Origin of the sequence: Pseudomonas sp. 14P_8.1_Bac3, assembly GCF_025466085.1 — a bacterium.
Lineage (GTDB): Bacteria > Pseudomonadota > Gammaproteobacteria > Pseudomonadales > Pseudomonadaceae > Aquipseudomonas.
Genome location: NZ_JANLOD010000017.1, coordinates 112,538 through 130,572, shown reverse-complemented (window position 1 = coordinate 130,572; position 18,035 = coordinate 112,538). Strand labels below are relative to the sequence as shown.

General features: G+C 59.7%; 20 protein-coding genes. 9 read left to right on the top strand and 11 right to left on the bottom strand.

The annotated features are described in order from the left end of the window. Positions 1-44: 44 nt before the first annotated feature. The 5 genes from NTD84_RS05655 to NTD84_RS05635 form a co-directional block, all read right to left on the bottom strand. Positions 45-494, bottom strand: coding sequence for a Spy/CpxP family protein refolding chaperone (locus NTD84_RS05655; protein ID WP_262164014.1), 450 nt, complete (start codon positions 492-494; stop codon positions 45-47). Positions 495-697: 203 nt separating this feature from the next. Continuing rightward, positions 698-1,375: a response regulator transcription factor gene (locus tag NTD84_RS05650; protein ID WP_262164013.1), complete on the bottom strand. Its 678-nt coding sequence runs from the start codon at positions 1,373-1,375 to the stop codon at positions 698-700. A 7-nt stretch (positions 1,376-1,382) separates the two neighbouring features. Continuing rightward, positions 1,383-1,796, bottom strand: coding sequence for a translation initiation factor 2 (locus tag NTD84_RS05645; protein ID WP_262164012.1), 414 nt, complete (start codon positions 1,794-1,796; stop codon positions 1,383-1,385). 108 nt (positions 1,797-1,904) lie between these two features. Next, positions 1,905-2,204, bottom strand: a complete 300-nt coding sequence (locus NTD84_RS05640) for a YciI family protein (protein ID WP_008156126.1) — start codon at positions 2,202-2,204, stop codon at positions 1,905-1,907. Position 2,205: 1 nt separating this feature from the next. Beyond that, on the bottom strand, positions 2,206-2,802 hold the full coding sequence (locus NTD84_RS05635; RefSeq protein ID WP_262164011.1) for a septation protein A: 597 nt from the start codon (positions 2,800-2,802) through the stop codon (positions 2,206-2,208). Between the two features lie 87 nt (positions 2,803-2,889). On the opposite strand from NTD84_RS05635, the gene NTD84_RS05630 reads away from it, so the two are divergent. The 8 genes from NTD84_RS05630 (at position 2,890) to arfB (ending at position 11,441) form a co-directional block, all read left to right on the top strand. Next, positions 2,890-3,753, top strand: a complete 864-nt coding sequence (locus tag NTD84_RS05630; protein ID WP_262164010.1) for a PHP domain-containing protein — start codon at positions 2,890-2,892, stop codon at positions 3,751-3,753. A 13-nt stretch (positions 3,754-3,766) separates the two neighbouring features. Further along, entirely contained in the window at positions 3,767-4,396 is a 630-nt protein-coding gene (locus tag NTD84_RS05625; RefSeq protein ID WP_262164009.1) for an L-threonylcarbamoyladenylate synthase, read from the top strand. After that, the gene (locus NTD84_RS05620) at positions 4,397-5,218 is read left to right on the top strand and encodes a segregation and condensation protein A (protein WP_262164008.1); all 822 of its coding nucleotides are present in this window, start codon (positions 4,397-4,399) and stop codon (positions 5,216-5,218) included. An 11-nt stretch (positions 5,219-5,229) separates the two neighbouring features. Then, positions 5,230-6,204, top strand: coding sequence for an SMC-Scp complex subunit ScpB (gene scpB / locus NTD84_RS05615; protein WP_262164007.1), 975 nt, complete (start codon positions 5,230-5,232; stop codon positions 6,202-6,204). Between the two features lie 65 nt (positions 6,205-6,269). Next, a complete protein-coding gene (locus NTD84_RS05610; protein ID WP_262164006.1) occupies positions 6,270-6,461 on the top strand; it encodes a DUF1289 domain-containing protein in 192 nt (63 codons plus the stop codon). Positions 6,462-6,604: 143 nt separating this feature from the next. Continuing rightward, on the top strand, positions 6,605-7,885 hold the full coding sequence (rluB, locus tag NTD84_RS05605; protein WP_262164005.1) for a 23S rRNA pseudouridine(2605) synthase RluB: 1,281 nt from the start codon (positions 6,605-6,607) through the stop codon (positions 7,883-7,885). A gap of 653 nt (positions 7,886-8,538) precedes the next feature. Beyond that, on the top strand, positions 8,539-9,960 hold the full coding sequence (locus tag NTD84_RS05600) for an amino acid permease (RefSeq protein WP_262164004.1): 1,422 nt from the start codon (positions 8,539-8,541) through the stop codon (positions 9,958-9,960). A 1,067-nt stretch (positions 9,961-11,027) separates the two neighbouring features. Next, positions 11,028-11,441: an alternative ribosome rescue aminoacyl-tRNA hydrolase ArfB gene (arfB, locus tag NTD84_RS05595; RefSeq protein ID WP_262164003.1), complete on the top strand. Its 414-nt coding sequence runs from the start codon at positions 11,028-11,030 to the stop codon at positions 11,439-11,441. Here arfB and NTD84_RS05590 read toward each other — a convergent pair. The 6 genes from NTD84_RS05590 to phhA form a co-directional block, all read right to left on the bottom strand. Beyond that, the gene (locus NTD84_RS05590; RefSeq protein WP_262164002.1) at positions 11,438-12,652 is read right to left on the bottom strand and encodes an MFS transporter; all 1,215 of its coding nucleotides are present in this window, start codon (positions 12,650-12,652) and stop codon (positions 11,438-11,440) included. The two genes, arfB and NTD84_RS05590, sit on opposite strands and share 4 nt — an antisense overlap. 106 nt (positions 12,653-12,758) lie before the next feature. After that, on the bottom strand, positions 12,759-12,941 hold the full coding sequence (locus NTD84_RS05585) for a hypothetical protein (RefSeq protein ID WP_262164001.1): 183 nt from the start codon (positions 12,939-12,941) through the stop codon (positions 12,759-12,761). 76 nt (positions 12,942-13,017) lie between these two features. Then, on the bottom strand, positions 13,018-13,149 hold the full coding sequence (locus NTD84_RS05580; protein WP_262164000.1) for a hypothetical protein: 132 nt from the start codon (positions 13,147-13,149) through the stop codon (positions 13,018-13,020). Between the two features lie 179 nt (positions 13,150-13,328). Further along, a complete protein-coding gene (locus NTD84_RS05575) occupies positions 13,329-14,522 on the bottom strand; it encodes an amino acid aminotransferase (protein ID WP_262163999.1) in 1,194 nt (397 codons plus the stop codon). After that, on the bottom strand, positions 14,522-14,878 hold the full coding sequence (locus NTD84_RS05570; protein WP_128871738.1) for a 4a-hydroxytetrahydrobiopterin dehydratase: 357 nt from the start codon (positions 14,876-14,878) through the stop codon (positions 14,522-14,524). Before NTD84_RS05570 ends, NTD84_RS05575 begins: the two co-directional genes overlap by 1 nt. Before the next feature lie 104 nt (positions 14,879-14,982). Then, complete coding sequence (phhA, locus tag NTD84_RS05565) at positions 14,983-15,774, bottom strand: phenylalanine 4-monooxygenase (protein WP_262163998.1); 792 nt, start codon at positions 15,772-15,774, stop codon at positions 14,983-14,985. A gap of 381 nt (positions 15,775-16,155) precedes the next feature. On the opposite strand from phhA, the gene NTD84_RS05560 reads away from it, so the two are divergent. After that, a complete protein-coding gene (locus NTD84_RS05560; protein ID WP_262163997.1) occupies positions 16,156-17,715 on the top strand; it encodes a sigma-54-dependent transcriptional regulator in 1,560 nt (519 codons plus the stop codon). Positions 17,716-18,035: the final 320 nt, after the last annotated feature.

Genomic DNA, 18,035 nt, shown 5'->3' with positions numbered 1-18,035 from the left:
AGTCGGACACAGCGATATCAGTCGCCGGGTCCGGGGTTACCGCATTATTGCGCTTTTTGCGGTTGTTGCGCTTTCCAGGCCTTGAACTCGGCCCATTCAGCACGGCGCTCAGCCTGTTTTTTCTGGATCTCGTCGAATTTCTTCTGTTGATCCGGTTTCAGCACGGCCCGAACATCGGACTCGGCTTTCTTGTGGTTGGCGGCCATTTCATCTTTCAGGGCTTTCTGGTCGGCTGGCGAGAGTTTCTCCAGGTATTTTTCGACCACTTGCTTACGCTCGTGCATCTGCTCGCCCATGATCTTGCGAATCTGCTCGCGTTGTTCGCGGCTCAGGTCCAGTTGGCTGTACGGGCCTTTACCGTGCATGCCGTGCATCTGACCGCCGTGGCGCGAGCCGTCCAGCGGGCCACCCATCGGGCCGGCACCTTCAGGCATGGCCATGGCAACCGTCGGCAGGGCGGCAGCGAACATCAGAGCGATAAGAGTCTTGCGCATGGTGAATCTCCTTGTCTCGTTCCCGGTACGTTCCGGATGTGTTCAGATTACGGAGATCAAGGTCAGCGGCGGTCAGCGGAGCGTAAAGCTTGGGTAAAGACGAATTTTGACCTTCCTGACAAATCGCCAGCAAACCGGCTCCTGCAGGATTTCACCGAACCTGCAGGAGCCGGCTTGCTGGCGATACCAGACGACGCGGTGGATCAGAGGCTGTAGTAATAACCGCGACTACGCAGGGCAACGATACGCGGGCGACCGTCGGGGTGGGGACCGATCTTCTTGCGCAGGTTGCTGACGTGCATGTCCAGGCTACGGTCATACAGAGTCAGCTTGCGGCCCAGCGCAATCTGCGCCAGTTCCTGTTTGTCCAGAGGCTCGCCGGGCTGCTTGAGCAAGGCTTCGAGCAAGCGGCTTTCGGAGACGGTGAGGGTGAATTCCTGTTCATCGATGCTGACAACGCCGCGCACCGGACTGAAACACAGATCGCCCAGCTCGAGCTGGCTGGACACCGCCGCCGGGTGGCTGCGGCGCAACACCGCGCGCAGGCGGGCGGTGAGTTCCCGTGGGTCGCATGGCTTGGCCAGGTAATCGTCGGCGCCCAGTTCCAGGCCGAGGATCCGGTCCAGCGGCTCGCCGCGGGCCGAGAGCATCAATACCGGCAATTCCGGATGATCGCTGCGCAATTGCTTGAGCAGTTCCAGGCCACTGCCGTCCGGGAGCATCACGTCCAGTACCACGGCGGCCGGAGACGTGTCGGCCAGTGCGCGACGGGCGCTCTGGCCGTCGTGGCAGGCGCGGACCTGAAAGCCTTCCTGGCTCAACCAACTGACCAGCAGCTCACACAGCTCCTGATCGTCATCAATTAATAACAGCTCGCTCATGACTCACTCAATTTAGCCATTGTCGACGTTTTCGACTTGCACCACTGGCGAAGATACCGCAGAGCAGGGCCAATAGCGCTACCCCGGCGCCGATCACGAACCATTGCTGCTGGTCGGTGAGGAAACGCTGCAGCGGACTGGTTGCCTGGGCTTCCTTGAGTTGCAGCTTCAGGCGCTGGTTTTCCTGGCGCAACCGGCTCAACTGGGCGCTTTCACGCTCGGCATCGGCGCTCTGCAGTTGTTTGTTCAATTCTTCCCGTTGCTGCTCGCTTGCCTTCAAGCGCTGCTGCAATTCGGTGATCTGGCTGCCGGCGCTCAAGGACAGCGGCGTCGAATGAGTGCCCTCGGTACTTTCTTCACCGTGGGCGGGTGCCACGATCGACAACGTCGCCAACATCAGACACAACGGACCTTTGCGCATCGGAGCTCCTGAATCCAATCGAATATTGGGCAGGTTATCGGCAGGCAAACGAGAACAATGAGCGATTGAGAGCGCGATGAACCGCGAAGGTTCATCGCGTGGGAGGCTTTACGGGAGGACTTGCTTGAACGGCTTGACCGAAACGTTGGCGTACACGCCTGCGGCGATGTACGGATCGGCATCGGCCCAGGCCTGGGCGGCGCTCAGGGAATCGAATTCGGCGACGATCAGGCTGCCGGTGAATCCGGCAGCGCCCGGATCATTGCTGTCGACCGCCGGGTGCGGGCCGGCCAGTACGATACGGCCTTCGCCCTTGAGGACCTGCAGGCGCTCGAGGTGGGCAGGCCGGGCGGCCAGGCGGGCTTCCAGGGAGTTGGCGACGTCTGTGGCAATGATTGCGTAAAGCATGTCAGTCCTCGGTTTTTGGCGTAGTGGTATCGGCGTCGTGCAGGTGGCGGGACAGGTAAATGCCCTGGCCGACCAGGAACAGCAACGTCATGCCCAGGCTGCCGAAGACCTTGAAGTCGACCCAGTAGCTCTGGAACGTGAACGCGACGAACAGGTTGGCGGCACCGCAGAACAGGAAAAACGCGATCCAGGCAATATTCAGGCGTGTCCAGATCAGGTCCGGCAGGGTCAGCGCGTGGCCCATGATGCGCTTGATCAGCAGTTGATCACCGATGAAGTGGCTGCCGATGAACGCCAGGGCAAACAGCCAGTTGACCACCGGAGCCTTCCATTTCAGGAAGGTTTCGCTGTGGAACGCCAGGGTCAGGCTACCGAAGACCAGGCAGGCGATAAGGGTCAGCCACTGGCTCTTCTCCAGCTTGCGCTGCTTGATGAAAAGCGCGCCGTAGACCACCAGGGAACTGATGATCAGCATCGCGGTGGCGCTGTAGATCCCACCTACCGTCAGTTGATGACCGCCGATGTCGACGACCCGTGGGTCGATCTTGAAGACAATGAAAAACAGCAGAAGCGGGATGAAATCGATGAATTGTTTCACAGTGGCAGCCAGAAGCAGGATGTGGCGGCATAATAACAAACATATGGGCGCGCGATAGCGCCAGCTGATTTGAGGTTACACATCCCCGTGAATGTCGATTTGCACTGCCACAGCACCGCCTCCGATGGCGCTCTCGCGCCTGCTGTCCTGGTGGCGCGTGCGTTCGAGAAAGGCGTGCGAGTCCTGGCCCTGACCGATCACGACACCCTCGAGGGCCTGGATGAGGCCCGCAGCGCGGCGACGGCGCTGGGGATGCAGCTGGTCAACGGCGTCGAATTGTCCTGCACCTGGGGCGGCGCGACCATTCACGTATTGGGTTACGGATTCGACATGACGGCGCCACCGTTGGTCGACGCGATCGCCCGATTGCACGATGGCCGCTGGCTGCGGTCCGAAGAAATAAGCCGCAAGCTCGCCTTGAAAGGCATGCCCGGCGCGCTGGACGGCGCTCGCGTCATTCAGCAGGAACTGGGCGACAGCGGCAACGCGCCGGCCCGTCCGCATTTTGCCGACTGGATGGTGCGTGAAGGTTTCGTCAAGGACCGCGCCGAAGCGTTCCGCAAATGGCTGGGTGCCGGCAAGCTGGGTGACGTCAAGCAACACTGGCCGACCCTGGAAGAGACTGTCGAAACCCTGCGTGCGGCGAAAGCCTGGGTCAGTCTGGCGCATCCCTGGCATTACGATTTCACTCGCAGCAAGCGTCGCCGCCTGATTTCTGACTATATTCAAGCTGGGGGCCACGCTATCGAAGTGGTCAATGGCCATCAGCCCGCCGAGCAAGTGGGCAGCCTGGCGATTCTTGCTCGCGAGTTCGGTCTGCTGGTCAGCGCCGGCAGTGATTTTCATGGCCCTGGAGGCTGGTCCGAGATCGGTGAATACCGCCCGCTCCCGGAGGATCTGCCACCACTTTGGTGTCGATTCAAACATGACCCAATTATTGCCGCCGTCTGAACAGGTAGAGAATGTGAGTCAATTTTTCCAGATTCATCCGGAAAACCCGCAAGCGCGCCTGATCAAACAGGCGGTCGAGATCATCCGCCATGGCGGGGTGGTGATTTATCCCACAGACTCGTCCTACGCCATTGGTTGCCAGATCGGTGACAAGAATGCCGTGGAGCGCGTGCGCCGCTTGCGGCAACTGGACGAGAAGCACAACTTCGCGCTGATCTGCAGCGACCTGTCGCAACTCGGGCTGTTCGCCAAGATCGACACCGGCACCTTCCGCCTGCTCAAGGCGCACTTGCCGGGGCCCTACACCTTTATTCTCAACGCCACCCGTGAAGTCCCGCGGCTGTTGCTGCACCCGAAAAAGCGCACCATCGGCCTGCGCGTGCCCAGCCACCCGATTGCCCTGGCGTTGCTGGAAGAGCTGGGCGAGCCGCTGATGAGCGTGACGCTGATCATGCCCGGCGACTCCGATCCGCTGAGTGACCCCTACGAAATGCGCCAGTTGCTCGAACATCAGGTGGACCTGATCATCGACGGCGGTTTCGGCGGGATCAAGGCGTCCACCGTGATCAACCTCGCGGACGGCGAGCCGGAAGTGATCCGTGTCGGTTGCGGCGACCCTGCGCCGTTCATGGCCGAGGCGTAGATGTCTGCAGTAGAACCCGTTGTCGACAGTCAGGCCGGAGCCCAGCAAGAGCTGCCCTTCGCCATGGTCTATGGCCAGGCGGTCATGGAAATGCCGCTGGACCTGTACATCCCGCCGGACGCGCTCGAGGTTTTCCTTGAAGCCTTCGAAGGTCCGCTCGACCTGCTGCTGTACCTGATTCGCAAGCAGAACATCAACATCCTCGACATTCCCGTGGCGGAAATCACCCGTCAGTACATGGGTTATGTCGAGTTGATGCAGTCGGTGCGCCTGGAACTGGCCGCCGAGTACCTGGTGATGGCCGCGATGCTGGCCGAGATCAAGTCGCGGATGCTGTTGCCCCGCGCTGAAACCATCGAAGATGAAGAAGACGACCCGCGTGCCGAGCTGATTCGCCGCTTGCAGGAGTACGAGCGCTTCAAGGTCGCTGCCGAAGGCATCGATGGCCTGAGCCGCGTCGGTCGCGACGTGGTGGTGCCCAAGCTGGATGCCCCGGAAGCCCGGGCACGCAAGCTGTTGCCGGACGTCAGTCTGGAAGAGTTGCTGATGTCGATGGCCGAGGTCCTGCGCCGTGGCGACATGTTTGAAAGTCACCAGGTCAGCCGCGAGGCCCTGTCCACCCGCGAACGCATGAGCGACGTGCTGGACCGGCTCAAGGGCGGTGGCTTTGTGCCCTTCGTCGAGCTGTTCACTGCGGAGGAAGGGCGCCTGGGGGTGGTGGTGACCTTTATGGCAATCCTCGAACTGGTCAAGGAATCTTTGGTCGAGCTGGTGCAGAATGAGCCGTTCGCGGCGATTCACGTGCGAGCCCGAGCCGAATAACGAGTTGAATCATGAACCTGACTGAACCCCGCGAGCTGGCGCCACTGCTTGAAGCCTTTCTGTTGGCCTCGGGAAAACCGCAATCGCTTGAACGCCTGTTCGAACTGTTTGAAGAGGGCGAACGGCCGGAGCCGCCGGTCTTCAAGAAAGCGCTGACGATCCTCGCCAAATCCTGCGACGGTCGGGCTTTTGAGTTGAAGGAAGTCGCGTCTGGCTATCGCCTGCAGATCCGCGAGAAGTTCTCGCCGTGGGTCGGACGCTTGTGGGAGGAACGTCCGCAACGCTATTCCCGCGCCATGCTCGAAACCATGGCACTCATTGCCTATCGCCAGCCGATTACCCGGGGCGAGATCGAAGACGTGCGGGGCGTCGCGGTCAACAGCCACATCGTCAAGACACTGCTGGAGCGTGAGTGGATTCGTATCGTCGGCTACCGCGACGTACCCGGCAAACCGGCGATGTTCGCCACGACCAAGGCGTTCCTCGATCACTTCAACCTGAAAAACCTCGACGATCTGCCGCCGCTGGCCGAACTGCGCGAGCTGGAGCCCGACCCGGTGCTCGACTTCGACGACGCGCCATTGCCGGCCGGGTTGCAGGAGCTGGCCGATGCCAGCGCCGAACCGGAAGAACCCAAGGAAGAAACCAGCTTCCACACCTTGTTGCTGGAACTGGACACCATGGAGGAGGGGCTCAAGACTGATTTCGATGATTTGTTGCGTGACGGTGAGTCGACTGGAACGGAAGAGGTTTTGGAGCAGCCGGAGTCGGCCATTGAAGTTGAACTTCAGGTCGGGCCTGAAGCCACAGTCGAAGACGCGCCTGAAGATGACGTGCTCGGTGTGGCCGAGGCCCGCGAAAAACTCCTGGCTGCGGTTGCCGCCCTCGAGCAAGCCAACCTCGAGCCTGAGCTGACCGACGAAGAGGCCGAAGCCAGAGCTCTCGCCGAAGCCATCGAAGCCGAACGCCGCGAATTCGAAGACTGACCTCAACCCTGCGGGCAATGAAATTCCCCTGTGGGAGCGGGCTCGCGTCCATAGGAATATCTGCGATGAGCTCAACCAAAGACCCCTGCATCAGCGTCTGCAAGTTCAGCGACGACATTTGCATCGGCTGTGGCCGCAGCAAGCGCGAGATCAAGTCGTGGAAGAAGCTGGACAAGGCCGACAAGCGCACGGTGCTGGCCGAGTCGGCGTTGCGCCTGATCAAGCTCGGCGCCACCGGTCGGCGGAAAAACAAGTAAGTCTGCATTCATCAGCTAGTCTCTGATGCGCGAACGCTTGCATGAGCGTATGATTCGCGACCCTTCGGCGATCCCATCGCCCATGCTCAGTTTTTACATCGCTTCAGGCAAGGCCTGAACAGACCACACCGGGAGGTGCCCAGATGAGTATCAACGACCAGAAAGACGACCAGGAAATCGGCCCAGCAGGCGAAAAACTGCAGAAAGTCCTCGCTCGTATCGGCGTCGGCTCGCGCCGTGACGTAGAAGCCTGGATCAGCCACGGCCGCATCAAGGTCAATGGCAAAGACGCTACCCTTGGCCTGCGCGTCGACCTGCATGACGCCATCACCATCGATGGCAAAGTGATCAAGCGCGAAGAAGCCGCCGAGTCGGTACGCCGCGTGATCATGTACAACAAGCCCGACGGTGAGATCTGCACCCGTGACGACCCTGAAGGCCGTCCGACCGTGTTCGACAAGATGCCGCGCCCGAAAGAAGGCCGCTGGATCAACATCGGTCGCCTCGACATCAACACCACCGGCCTGCTGATGTTCACCACCGACGGTGAGCTGGCCAACCGCCTGATGCACCCGTCCTATGAAATGGACCGTGAATACGCGGTACGTGTACGTGGCGAAGTCGATGACGAGATGATCGAACGCTTGAAAGCCGGCGTCGTCCTCGAAGACGGCCCGGCCAAGTTCACCGACATCAAGCAAGCTCCTGGCGGCGAAGGTTTCAACCACTGGTACCACTGCGTGGTGATGGAAGGTCGCAACCGCGAAGTGCGTCGGCTGTGGGAATCCCAGGGCCTGGTGGTCAGCCGTCTGAAGCGCGTGCGTTTCGGCCCGGTGTTCCTCAATTCCGACCTGCCGATGGGCCGCTGGCGCGAAATGAGCCAGTACGAAGTCGACATCCTCAGTGCGGAAGTGGGCCTGACCCCGGTGGCCATGCCGCAAATGAACGCCAAGAGCAAAGACAAGCTCGATCGGATGCAGCGCAAATCGTCGCGCCCGATGGGCAAGACCGAGCGCGTGCGTACATTGCGTCCAGCGGCGGGTGCCCCTGCTGCCGGGCGTGAATCCCGTGAACCGCAGATCGAAGGCGAGCGCCCGGCGCGCAAGCCGGCCGCTCCGCGTGCCGATGGCGAGCGCGGTCCACGCACACCGCGTCCGGCCAACGGTCGCACTGAACGTGGCGAAGGCCGCGGCGCGCCGAGCGGTGGCCGCAGCGATCGTGGTGCTCCTGCTGGTCGTGGAGAATCGGGGCGCGGTACGCCGGTGGCGGATCGTCCTTCTGACACCAAGCGTCCGGCCAAACCGGCACCGAAGAAACGCCCAGGCATCGTCCTGGTCGACAAGGATGCGCCATCGGGCAAGCGCCGTGGCGCGCCGGCCGGTTCGGGCCAGCGTCCGGGCTTTGGGCGTCGCAAGCCTGAGTAATCGGTAAGCGCTCCATGAAAAAACGCCAGCCTTCGGGTTGGCGTTTTTTTTGGCCCGGCGTCGGTGAGCGCGCGACAAGGCAAAACGGAAAACCAATGTTACGGCTTGTAAAGAAAACCTGACGGTTTCCACCGATTGGCGCCGTGAAACCACTACTAAGTTGTGGCTGTAAGAAATTTCTTCCGTCCGATCAGGTGGTGGATGTGCTGGAGGCGCACCCGCCAGCTTGTTTCACCCGCGGCATAAGGGTGAGATGCGCGCCATGCCTGTCGTGCAGGCGCATAACAACAAGGAGGCGCAATGAACGCCGTGAATCATCCCCCCCTCTTTCCGTGGGGCGATTTTGCTGTCGCCCGCGCCCACGACCCGCAAAGGTCTGACTCGTCATTGGCAACCGTCCGACACCTGCGAGGCGGACACAGGCAATCCCGGCAACCGACACGCTGATCCAGCGGTGTCTGGCAGCAGGGGGTTAGCGGTGTACAATGCGCCGCGTTTTACCTGTGACCTCCTGCGCCGCTGCGCAATCCTCAAGGCTATCCGCCTTGTCCACTCCGCCACGTCACGAGCGTGTCGGGTTCGATTTCGTCACAGATAAAAACAAACAGGTGACGCATGACCGTTACAAATACGCTGAACGTGGGACCCCATTCATGAGCGGACAAAACTCGCATTCGGGCGAGCTGAAACGCGGCCTGAAGAATCGTCATATCCAACTGATCGCCCTCGGCGGCGCAATCGGGACCGGACTGTTCCTCGGCTCGGCCGGGGTTCTGAAATCCGCTGGGCCGTCGATGATCCTCGGCTACGCCATCTGCGGCTTCATTGCCTTCATGATCATGCGCCAGCTCGGCGAAATGATCGTCGAAGAGCCGGTCGCCGGCTCCTTCAGCCACTTCGCGCACAAATACTGGGGCGGTTTCGCCGGGTTCCTGTCGGGCTGGAACTGCTGGATTCTGTACATCCTGGTGGGCATGTCGGAGCTGACCGCGGTCGGCAAATACATCCATTACTGGGCGCCGCATATCCCGACCTGGGTCTCGGCGGCCGGTTTCTTCGTGCTGATCAACCTGATCAACCTGGCCAACGTCAAAGTCTTCGGTGAAGCCGAATTCTGGTTCGCGATCATCAAGGTCGTAGCGATCGTCGGCATGATTGCCTTGGGCAGCTATCTGCTGGTCAGCGGCCACGGCGGCCCGGACGCGGCGGTGAGCAACCTGTGGTCCCACGGCGGATTTTTCCCCAATGGCGTTAGCGGTCTGGTGATGGCCATGGCGATCATCATGTTCTCCTTCGGCGGCCTGGAAATGCTCGGTTTCACCGCCGCCGAAGCGGACAAACCGAAAACCGTGATCCCGAAAGCCATCAACCAGGTGATCTACCGGATCCTGATTTTCTACATCGGTGCACTGGTCATCCTGCTGTCGCTGACGCCATGGGACAGCCTGCTGGCGACCCTGAACGCGTCCGGCGACTCCTACAGCGGCAGTCCGTTTGTGCAGGTGTTCTCGATGCTCGGCAGCAATACCGCCGCGCACATCCTCAACTTCGTGGTCCTGACCGCGGCGCTATCGGTGTACAACAGTGGCACCTACTGCAACAGCCGCATGCTCCTGGGCATGGCCGAGCAGGGTGACGCGCCGAAAGCCCTGGCGAAGATCGACAAGCGTGGCGTGCCGGTACGCTCGATCCTGGCATCAGCGGCGGTGACGCTGATCGCGGTGCTGCTGAACTACCTGATCCCGCAAAACGCGCTAGAGCTGTTGATGTCGCTGGTAGTCGCTACCCTGGTGATCAACTGGGCGATGATCAGCTACTCGCACTTCAAGTTCCGCCAGCACATGAACCAGACAAAGCAGACGCCGCTGTTCAAGGCGCTGTGGTTTCCGTACGGTAACTACATCTGCCTGGCGTTCGTGGTGTTCATTCTTGGCGTGATGCTGCTGATCCCGGGGATCCAGATCTCGGTGTACGCGATTCCGCTGTGGGTCGCGTTCATGTGGATTTGCTACGGCATCAAGAACAAGCGTAAGGCTCAGCAGGTGTTGCACGCTGCGAGTTCCATAACGAAGTAACCTAAACGCAAAAAACAACAAACCCGGCCATGTGTCGGGTTTTTTGTTTTTGGCGTTTGAATTGGAACGCGCTGAAGTTCCGTTCCTACGTAAGTTGAAGGCGTTTACTACAGCGATTTCGGAAAGTGACTGATGTTCGTTAAATATGAAGTCGCTGAAGAGCAGAACATGAAGAATTATTATCAAAGGCTCGATTTTACCTTCAGAACAGTGTTGGGGTTGTGGCGGACACAATGCAGGTACGAACGGGCCTTTCAGTTATTAGTAGTTCAGGAGGTATAGGTGGGGTTTTTGGCGGTGTTTCGGTCGGGCATGGGGTGAATAATATTTATGAAGGCTTAACTAATATCTATTATGGCCAGGAACTCCAGGTTCAGTCGGGCCTGTTAGGCGTATTTATAGAGCTATGCTGGATGATGAACATGGAGATGTGGCTTATTACTCTATTGACCTGTTGTCTTCTGCTCATGGCGTTTTCAGGAAGGTGCCAAAAACTGGGCAGTCGAGCTATTCAGGCGTGATCCAATCAATTACGAAAGAGCTTATCAACAAACGGGAAAGCTGGCATTGGCTTTTGAGGCGTTGGTTGATTACTTGACAGTAAATACAATGCTCGCTGAAGAATGAATTTTTCTATAGTGGCGACACGTACGCCTAATCGATTAGGTTTTGCCGCGCATTCTGGGGATATAATAGATTAAGCCAAAAAACACTACAGTTGCGTATACTATCAGATACATTGTGCTTAAATGATTTTGATCAATATGCATTGTTTTTTTTATACACACTATAATTATCCCGGAGGGCGGTGCGGCGGCTACCGCTACCATAAGTGTGACGGCGATGTAATATCTAATGTTTTCAAGATTCATTGGGTGGTTTAGCCATTCGGTGTGAATTTCAGATTAGTGTTGCCATTCGAAACAAAGCAACCCCTCTTAGAAAAATCCGAAAGAACTGTAAGAAACATCGCGCACAGTCTCCAAGAGCTCTGTTTCGACAATCAGGCGTTTTCAGGAATGTTATTCGCGTTATCCTGAACCCCTTCCAAACCCGGACGCTTTTCCATGCTGGTGATTTCCAACAACGTGCATCTGCCGGATGCCGAGATCGAGTTGACCGCCATTCGCGCCCAGGGCGCCGGAGGGCAGAACGTCAACAAGGTCTCCAGCGCCGTGCACCTGCGCTTCGACATCCCGGCCTCGTCCTTGCCCGAGTTTTACAAGGAGCGGCTGCTGGCGCTGCGTGACAGTCGCATCACCAGCGAGGGCGTGTTGATCATCAAGGCCCAGCAATACCGGACGCAGGAGGCCAATCGCGCCGATGCGCTGGAGCGCCTGACCGAGTTGATCCTCAGCGCCACCAAGGTGGAAAAGAAGCGGCGTCCGACCAAGCCGACCCTCGGTTCGAAAAAGCGTCGGCTCGAATCCAAGACCAAGCGCGGCAGCATCAAGGCCGGGCGTGGCAAGGTCAATTTCTAACGGGCGTTGCGTTCCTCGCGGTACTTCTCATTCAGCTGTTTCGGCGCCTGCCGGTACAGATAAACGCTCAGGGCCAGCCCGCTCAACGCGGCGAGGGCGGCGAACAGGAAGATCGAGGCAAAACCAAAGCCGGCGGCAATCGCACCGGCCAGCGGTCCGGTGATCCCCAGCGACAAATCGATGAACAGCGAATAGGCGCCCACCGCCGCACCACGGCTGGACGCGGGCACCAGGTTGACCGCTTCCACCCCCAGCGCCGGAAACACCAGCGAAAAACCAAAGCCGCTCAACGCCGCGCCCGCCAGCGCCCAGTGCGCATCCGGCGCCAGCCACAGCAGTAACAGGCCCAGGGTTTCCACCGACAGGCAGGCAATCGCCACGCGGAAGCCGCCGAGACGGTTGATCAGGTTGCCGAACAACAGGCGCGCGCCGATGAAGCTGGCACCGAACAGGCTCAGGCACAGCACGGCGTTGTCCCAATGCTGGGTGGCGTAGTACAGGGTAATGAAGGTGGCGATGGTGCCGAAGCCGATCGAGCCCAGCGCCAGGCCACAACCGTGTGGTAGCACCCGACCCAGCACGTGCATGAACGGTAAACGCTCGCCTGCGACAATCGGCGCGGCAGTCTTCGGCCAGGCGAGCGCCAGGCCCAGCACCGCCAACAGCACGATGCTCACGCCCATGCTCCACAACCCCAACTGACTGACCAGCAGCACGCCCAGCGGCGCACCGACGGCTAGCGCGCCGTAACTGGCAATGCCGTTCCAGGAGATGACTTTGGCAGTGTTGGCCGCGCCGACCCGGCCGATGCCCCAGCCGATCGAACCGGAACCCACCAGGCTTTCCGCGCTGCCGAGCACCAGGCGACCGATCAGCAGGCTGATCAGGCTTAACATCGGCAGGCTTTGGGTCCAGGCCGAAATCAGCATGAACACACCGCTCAAGCCGCAACCGGCCAGGCCATACATCACCGCCAGTTTGCTGCCTTTGTTGTCGATGATTTTTCCGGCGTAAGGACGACTGAGCAGCGTGGCGAGGTATTGCACGCTGATCACCAGCCCCGCGATCACCGCGCCGAAGCCCAGGTCGCTGTGGACGTAACCCGGCAACACGGCCAGGGGAATGCCGATATTGAGGTAACCGATAAAGGTAAAGAGGACGATGGAAACGACTTGCAGCGTGACCGCCAGGGGGCGCTGGTTTTCAGACATGGGTAAAGGTCCACGGGGAAAGCGGGAGTAGATAGGCTGCTCATGATAGCGGCGCGAGTGGCCGCGGGGCGTGAAAAAGTAAAACTATTCGCCGGACGGGGACTTTTCAGGGCTTGGCGGGAGCGACCAAATGCGTCGTGACCAGAGCGGCCAACGCATTTTCTTCGCTGCCGAAACGGGCGAGCAGGGTGGCTTGTTTCTCAGGGGACAGGCGATTCCAGATCTCGATCATTTTCTCGGCGGTGCCGATCAGGACGCTGGCTTCTGTCTCTGTGGATTCGTCGGTCATGCTCGGAGGCTCGCGGTTCAGGCGGTGTGGAAAGCGCATGTTAGCGCTTTCCACACGGTCTGGCATTGCGGGTGTTTCAGTCTTCGCTCTCGGCCTTGCGACTGTCAGCGGCTTCTTTCGGCTCGGGCTGTTGGGCGCCGGCTTGTTGCGGGGGTGTCTGCTCAGTTTCGTGCAGGCTTGGGAAGGGGAGATTAGGGATCTCGTGCATGGTTCGCGCTCCTCGCAAAGTCTGTTGATAGATCTGGTAGATCCGCGCTTTTACAAAGCCTGGGCAGGATACAGCAGGGGAAATGACAAATAGACTTTTATATCCATTTGTTTCGACGGATGGGCTTGTCTAGACAGGTGGATACCGGCCAACTGTAGGAGCATGCTCGCTCCTACAGGTTATTTGCAGACGTCGGCGATCGCCTCGGCCAGCAGATCCAGGCGTGTCGCATCAATCCCTGCCACGTTCGCCCGGCCGGTGCCGACCATGTAAACACTGTGATGATCCCGCAATTGTTGCACCTGCTCCGGTTTTAACCCGGTGTAGGAAAACATCCCGCGCTGTTCGCCGATATGCGCAAAACGTTCACGGAGTCCATGGGGCTCCAGTGCCTCCACCAACCCGCTGCGCAATTGCGCGATACGCAAACGCATGGCTTCCACCTCGTCGGCCCACAGGCTTTTCAGCGCCGGGTCACCGAGGATGGTCGCCACCACGGCCGCGCCGTGATCAGGCGGCGTCGACCACAGGTTACGGGCGATGTTCGCCAGTTGGCTGCGGATATCCACCAGTTTGTCAGCGCTCTTCGCACAGACGATCAACGCGCCGGTGCGGTCGCGGTACAGGCCGAAGTTCTTCGAGCAGGAACTGGTGATCAGCACTTCCGGCAGTTCAGCCGCGAACAATCGGGTCGACCAGGCATCCTGTTCCAGGCCATCGCCAAAGCCCTGGTAAGCGAAGTCGATCAATGGCACCAGGTTCCGACTACGCACCACGTCCAGCACACGACGCCAGTCGTCATGGGCAAGATCGAAGCCGGTCGGGTTGTGGCAGCAAGCGTGCAGCAATACCACATCGCCTTTCGGCGCGAGACTGAGCGCGGCCAGCATCGCTTCAACGTCGAGACGGTTATCGCTGCCGACATACGGGTAGTGATTAACCTTGATCCCGGCCGCTGCGAAAATGGTTTCGTGAATCGGCCAGGTCGGGTTGCTCAGCCACACGCCGCGTCCCGGCAGGCACTGGGCAATGAAGTCCGCGCTCAAGCGCAATGCACCGGTGCCGCCCGGTGTCTGGGTGGCGCCGGCCCGTTGTTCGGCGATCAGCGCAGAATCGGCGCCGAGCACCAATTCATTGATGGCTTTACCGAACGCCGGCTCGCCATGACCGCCGATGTAGGTCTTGGTGGTCTGACGATCCACCAGGCGCTGCTCGGCGAGCTTCACGGCCTGAAGGATTGGCGTCAGCCCAAAGGCGTCTTTGTAGACGCCCACGCCAAGGTCGAATTTGCGCGGGTTCGGGTCCTGCGCATAGGCCTCCATCAGGCCCAGGATCGGGTCGCCGGGTACTCGACCGATGGCGTCGAAATGCATTACTTGCGGCCCTCGGCGTCCTTGGCCACGTCGTCAGTGCGGGCGGCCATGATGAAATCGTTGCGGTGCAGGCCCTTGATGGAATGGCTCCACCAGGTCACGGTGACTTTGCCCCATTCGGTCAGCAGGCCCGGATGGTGACCTTCAGCTTCGGAGATTTCACCGACGGCGTTGGTGAACGCCAGGGCGTGTTTGAAGTTCTTGAACAGGAAAACCTTTTCCAGCTGCATGACGCCATCGCGGACTTCGATATTCCAGTCAGGGATCTGCTTGAGCAGGACCGGCAGTTCTTCGTCGCTGACCTGTGGGGCGCCGGCTTGGCAGGCTTCGCAGTGGGCTTGGTTCAATGTGGACATGATGTGTTCCTGAAATCGAAGGGTAGAAAATCGGCCGCCAGTGCACCCACGCTAAACCAAAGCGTGGGTGAGTGACAGGCTCACTTGATTCTAAAAGCGGCGGATCACGCGGCTTTTGGCTTGGGCGGAAATTTCGGTGCGTGCAAACCCATCTGCATGCCTTGCTTGACCATGCCCATGATGTCCTCGTGGGCGAGGTCGAACAGACGCTTGAGATTCGGCAGGGCAAAGTACAGCGGCTGCAGGATGTCGATGCGATACGGCGTGCGCATGCATTCCAGCGGATCGAACGCCTGATGTTCAGGTTCGTCCGACAGGCAGTAAACGGTTTCTTTTGGTGAGGAGAGAATGCCGCCGCCGTAAATGCGCTGACCCTGCGGCGTATCCACCAGGCCGAACTCGATGGTCATCCAGTACAGACGCGCCAGGTACACGCGTTCTTCCTTGGAGGCCTGTAGGCCAAGTTTGCCGTAGGTGTGGGTAAATTCGGCAAACCATGGGTTGGTCAACAGCGGGCAGTGGCCGAAGATCTCGTGGAAAATGTCCGGCTCTTGCAGGTAATCCAGCTCTTCACGGGTACGAATAAACGTCGCCACGGGAAATTGCTTGTTGGCCAGCAATTCAAAAAAGGTCTGGAAGGGAATCAGGGCAGGCACCCGGGCCACTTGCCAGCCGGTGGTCTCACCGAGGACTTTGTTGATCTCGCCGAGTTGCGGGATGCGGTCGTGGGGCAGACCGAGTTTTTCGATACCGTCCAGGTACTCCTGGCACGCACGCCCTTCGATCACTTGCAATTGACGAGTGATCAGCGTGTTCCACACCGCGTGTTCTTCGGCGGGGTAGTCGATAAAACCTTGCGCATCGGGCTCGCGAGCCACGTAGTGCGTCTGCTTCATGCTGCTCTCCTGCTAGGGGATTTCATTCTTGTTATGTCCTGCTATGGACGTAGAAATACCTCAAGGATTGCGGGGGGGGCAGCAGGTGGGCACCGTTGTGCATAGGAAAATTCGTGGTGTTTCGTAAAGTTTTCGTTACGGATTTGCCTGTAAGGCGCAGGTATTGAGTTTTCCCGGGTTGAAATGGTTCGCAGGTGTCACATAATCTTGACGACTATCTGAGAGTCAAAGCAGAAAATCACCCCTGTAGGAGCGAGCTTGCTCGCGATGGAGTCGAGGGCAACGCGTTCAATCAGGGAGAACGCGTTTTCGTTAACGTCCATCGCGAGCAAGCTCGCTCCTACAGGTGCGCACCTTCCTCACCGTTTTTTCGGGCCCTTTATGCGTATCAAAGTCCACTGTCAAAACCGCATCGGCATCCTGCGCGACATTCTCAACCTGCTGGTGGAGTACGGCATCAACGTCGCTCGCGGAGAGGTGGGTGGTGAGCATGGCAACGCCATCTACCTGCATTGCCCGAACCTGATCAACCTGCAGTTCCAGGCGCTGCGGCCGAAATTCGAGTCGATCGCCGGGGTTTTCGGTGTGAAGCGTGTAGGGCTGATGCCCAGCGAGCGTCGGCACATGGAACTCAACGCCTTGTTGGGCGCGCTGGAGTTTCCGGTGTTGTCCATCGACATGGGCGGTTCGATTGTCGCGGCCAATCGTGCAGCGGCGCAGTTGCTCGGCGTACGTGTCGATGAGGTGCCGGGGATACCGTTGTCGCGTTATGCCGAGGATTTCGACTTGCCGGAACTGGTGCGCGCCAACAAGTCGCGGGTCAACGGGCTGCGGGTCAAGGTCAAGGGTGATGTGTTTCTCGCCGATATTGCGCCGCTGCAGTCGGAACATGACGACAGCGAGGCCATGGCCGGCGCGGTGCTGACGCTGCACCGCGCTGATCGGGTGGGCGAGCGCATCTATAACGTACGCAAACAGGAGCTGCGGGGCTTCGACAGCATCTTCCAGAGTTCGAAAGTGATGGCCGCCGTGGTGCGGGAGGCGCGGCGCATGGCGCCGCTGGACGCGCCGCTATTGATAGAAGGCGAAACCGGCACGGGTAAAGAGTTGTTGGCGCGGGCCTGCCACCTTGCGAGTCCGCGAGGACAGTCGCCGTTGATGGCGCTCAATTGCGCCGGCCTGCCGGAGTCGATGGCCGAGACCGAACTGTTCGGCTACGGCCCTGGGGCGTTTGAAGGGGCGCGGGCCGAGGGCAAGCTCGGGCTGCTGGAGCTGACGGCGGGCGGTACGTTGTTTCTCGACGGCGTGGGGGAAATGAGCCCGCGCTTGCAGGTGAAACTGCTGCGCTTCCTGCAGGACGGTTGCTTCCGGCGAGTAGGCAGCGACGAAGAGGTGTATCTGGACGTGCGGGTCATCTGCGCGACGCAGGTCGACCTGTCGGAATTGTGCGCCCGCGGCGAGTTTCGCCAGGATTTGTACCACCGCTTGAATGTGCTGTCGTTGCACATCCCGCCCTTGCGCGAATGCCTGGACGGTTTGACGCCGCTGGTGGAGCACTTTCTCGATCAGGCCAGTCGGCAGATCGGCTGTCCGCTGCCGAAGCTGGCGCCAGCGGCCATGGAGCGGCTCAGTCACTATCACTGGCCGGGCAACGTCCGGCAGTTGGAAAACGTGTTGTTCCAGGCGGTTTCGTTGTGCGAAGGCGGGACGGTCAAGGCCGAGCATATTCGCCTGCCGGACTACGGCGTGCGTCAGCCGCTTGGCGATTTTTCGCTGGAAGGCGGGCTGGATGCGATTGTCGGGCGCTTCGAGAAAGCGGTACTCGAGCGCTTGTATTCGGAGCATCCGAGCAGTCGGCAACTGGGCAAGCGACTGGGGGTTTCGCACACCACCATTGCCAATAAGTTGCGTGAGTATGAGGTCGTCAAGGCTGAGTCATAGGGGGCATTGCGGCGTTTTTCGCGGGCCTCTTCGCGAGCAAGCCCGCTCCCACATCTGACCGTGCTTCACATGGAGAAACGCGGACGAATGTGGGAGCGGGCTTGCTCGCGAAAGCGGTAAGCGGGGCAGCATCCAGGTCAGGCATTGCCACCAAACGGCATAACACCGCCGGTTTTTCGACTTCGACACAATTCCCTCATCCCCGCCAAGCCCCCGCAAACCCTTTGTTTGCCGGGCTTAGCGCCGCCAGAAAAAAGTTGGTCTGCTAATTGCTTATGGCTCAGCAGTACAGCGGTGGGCGGCAAACGTCCGGCATGCAG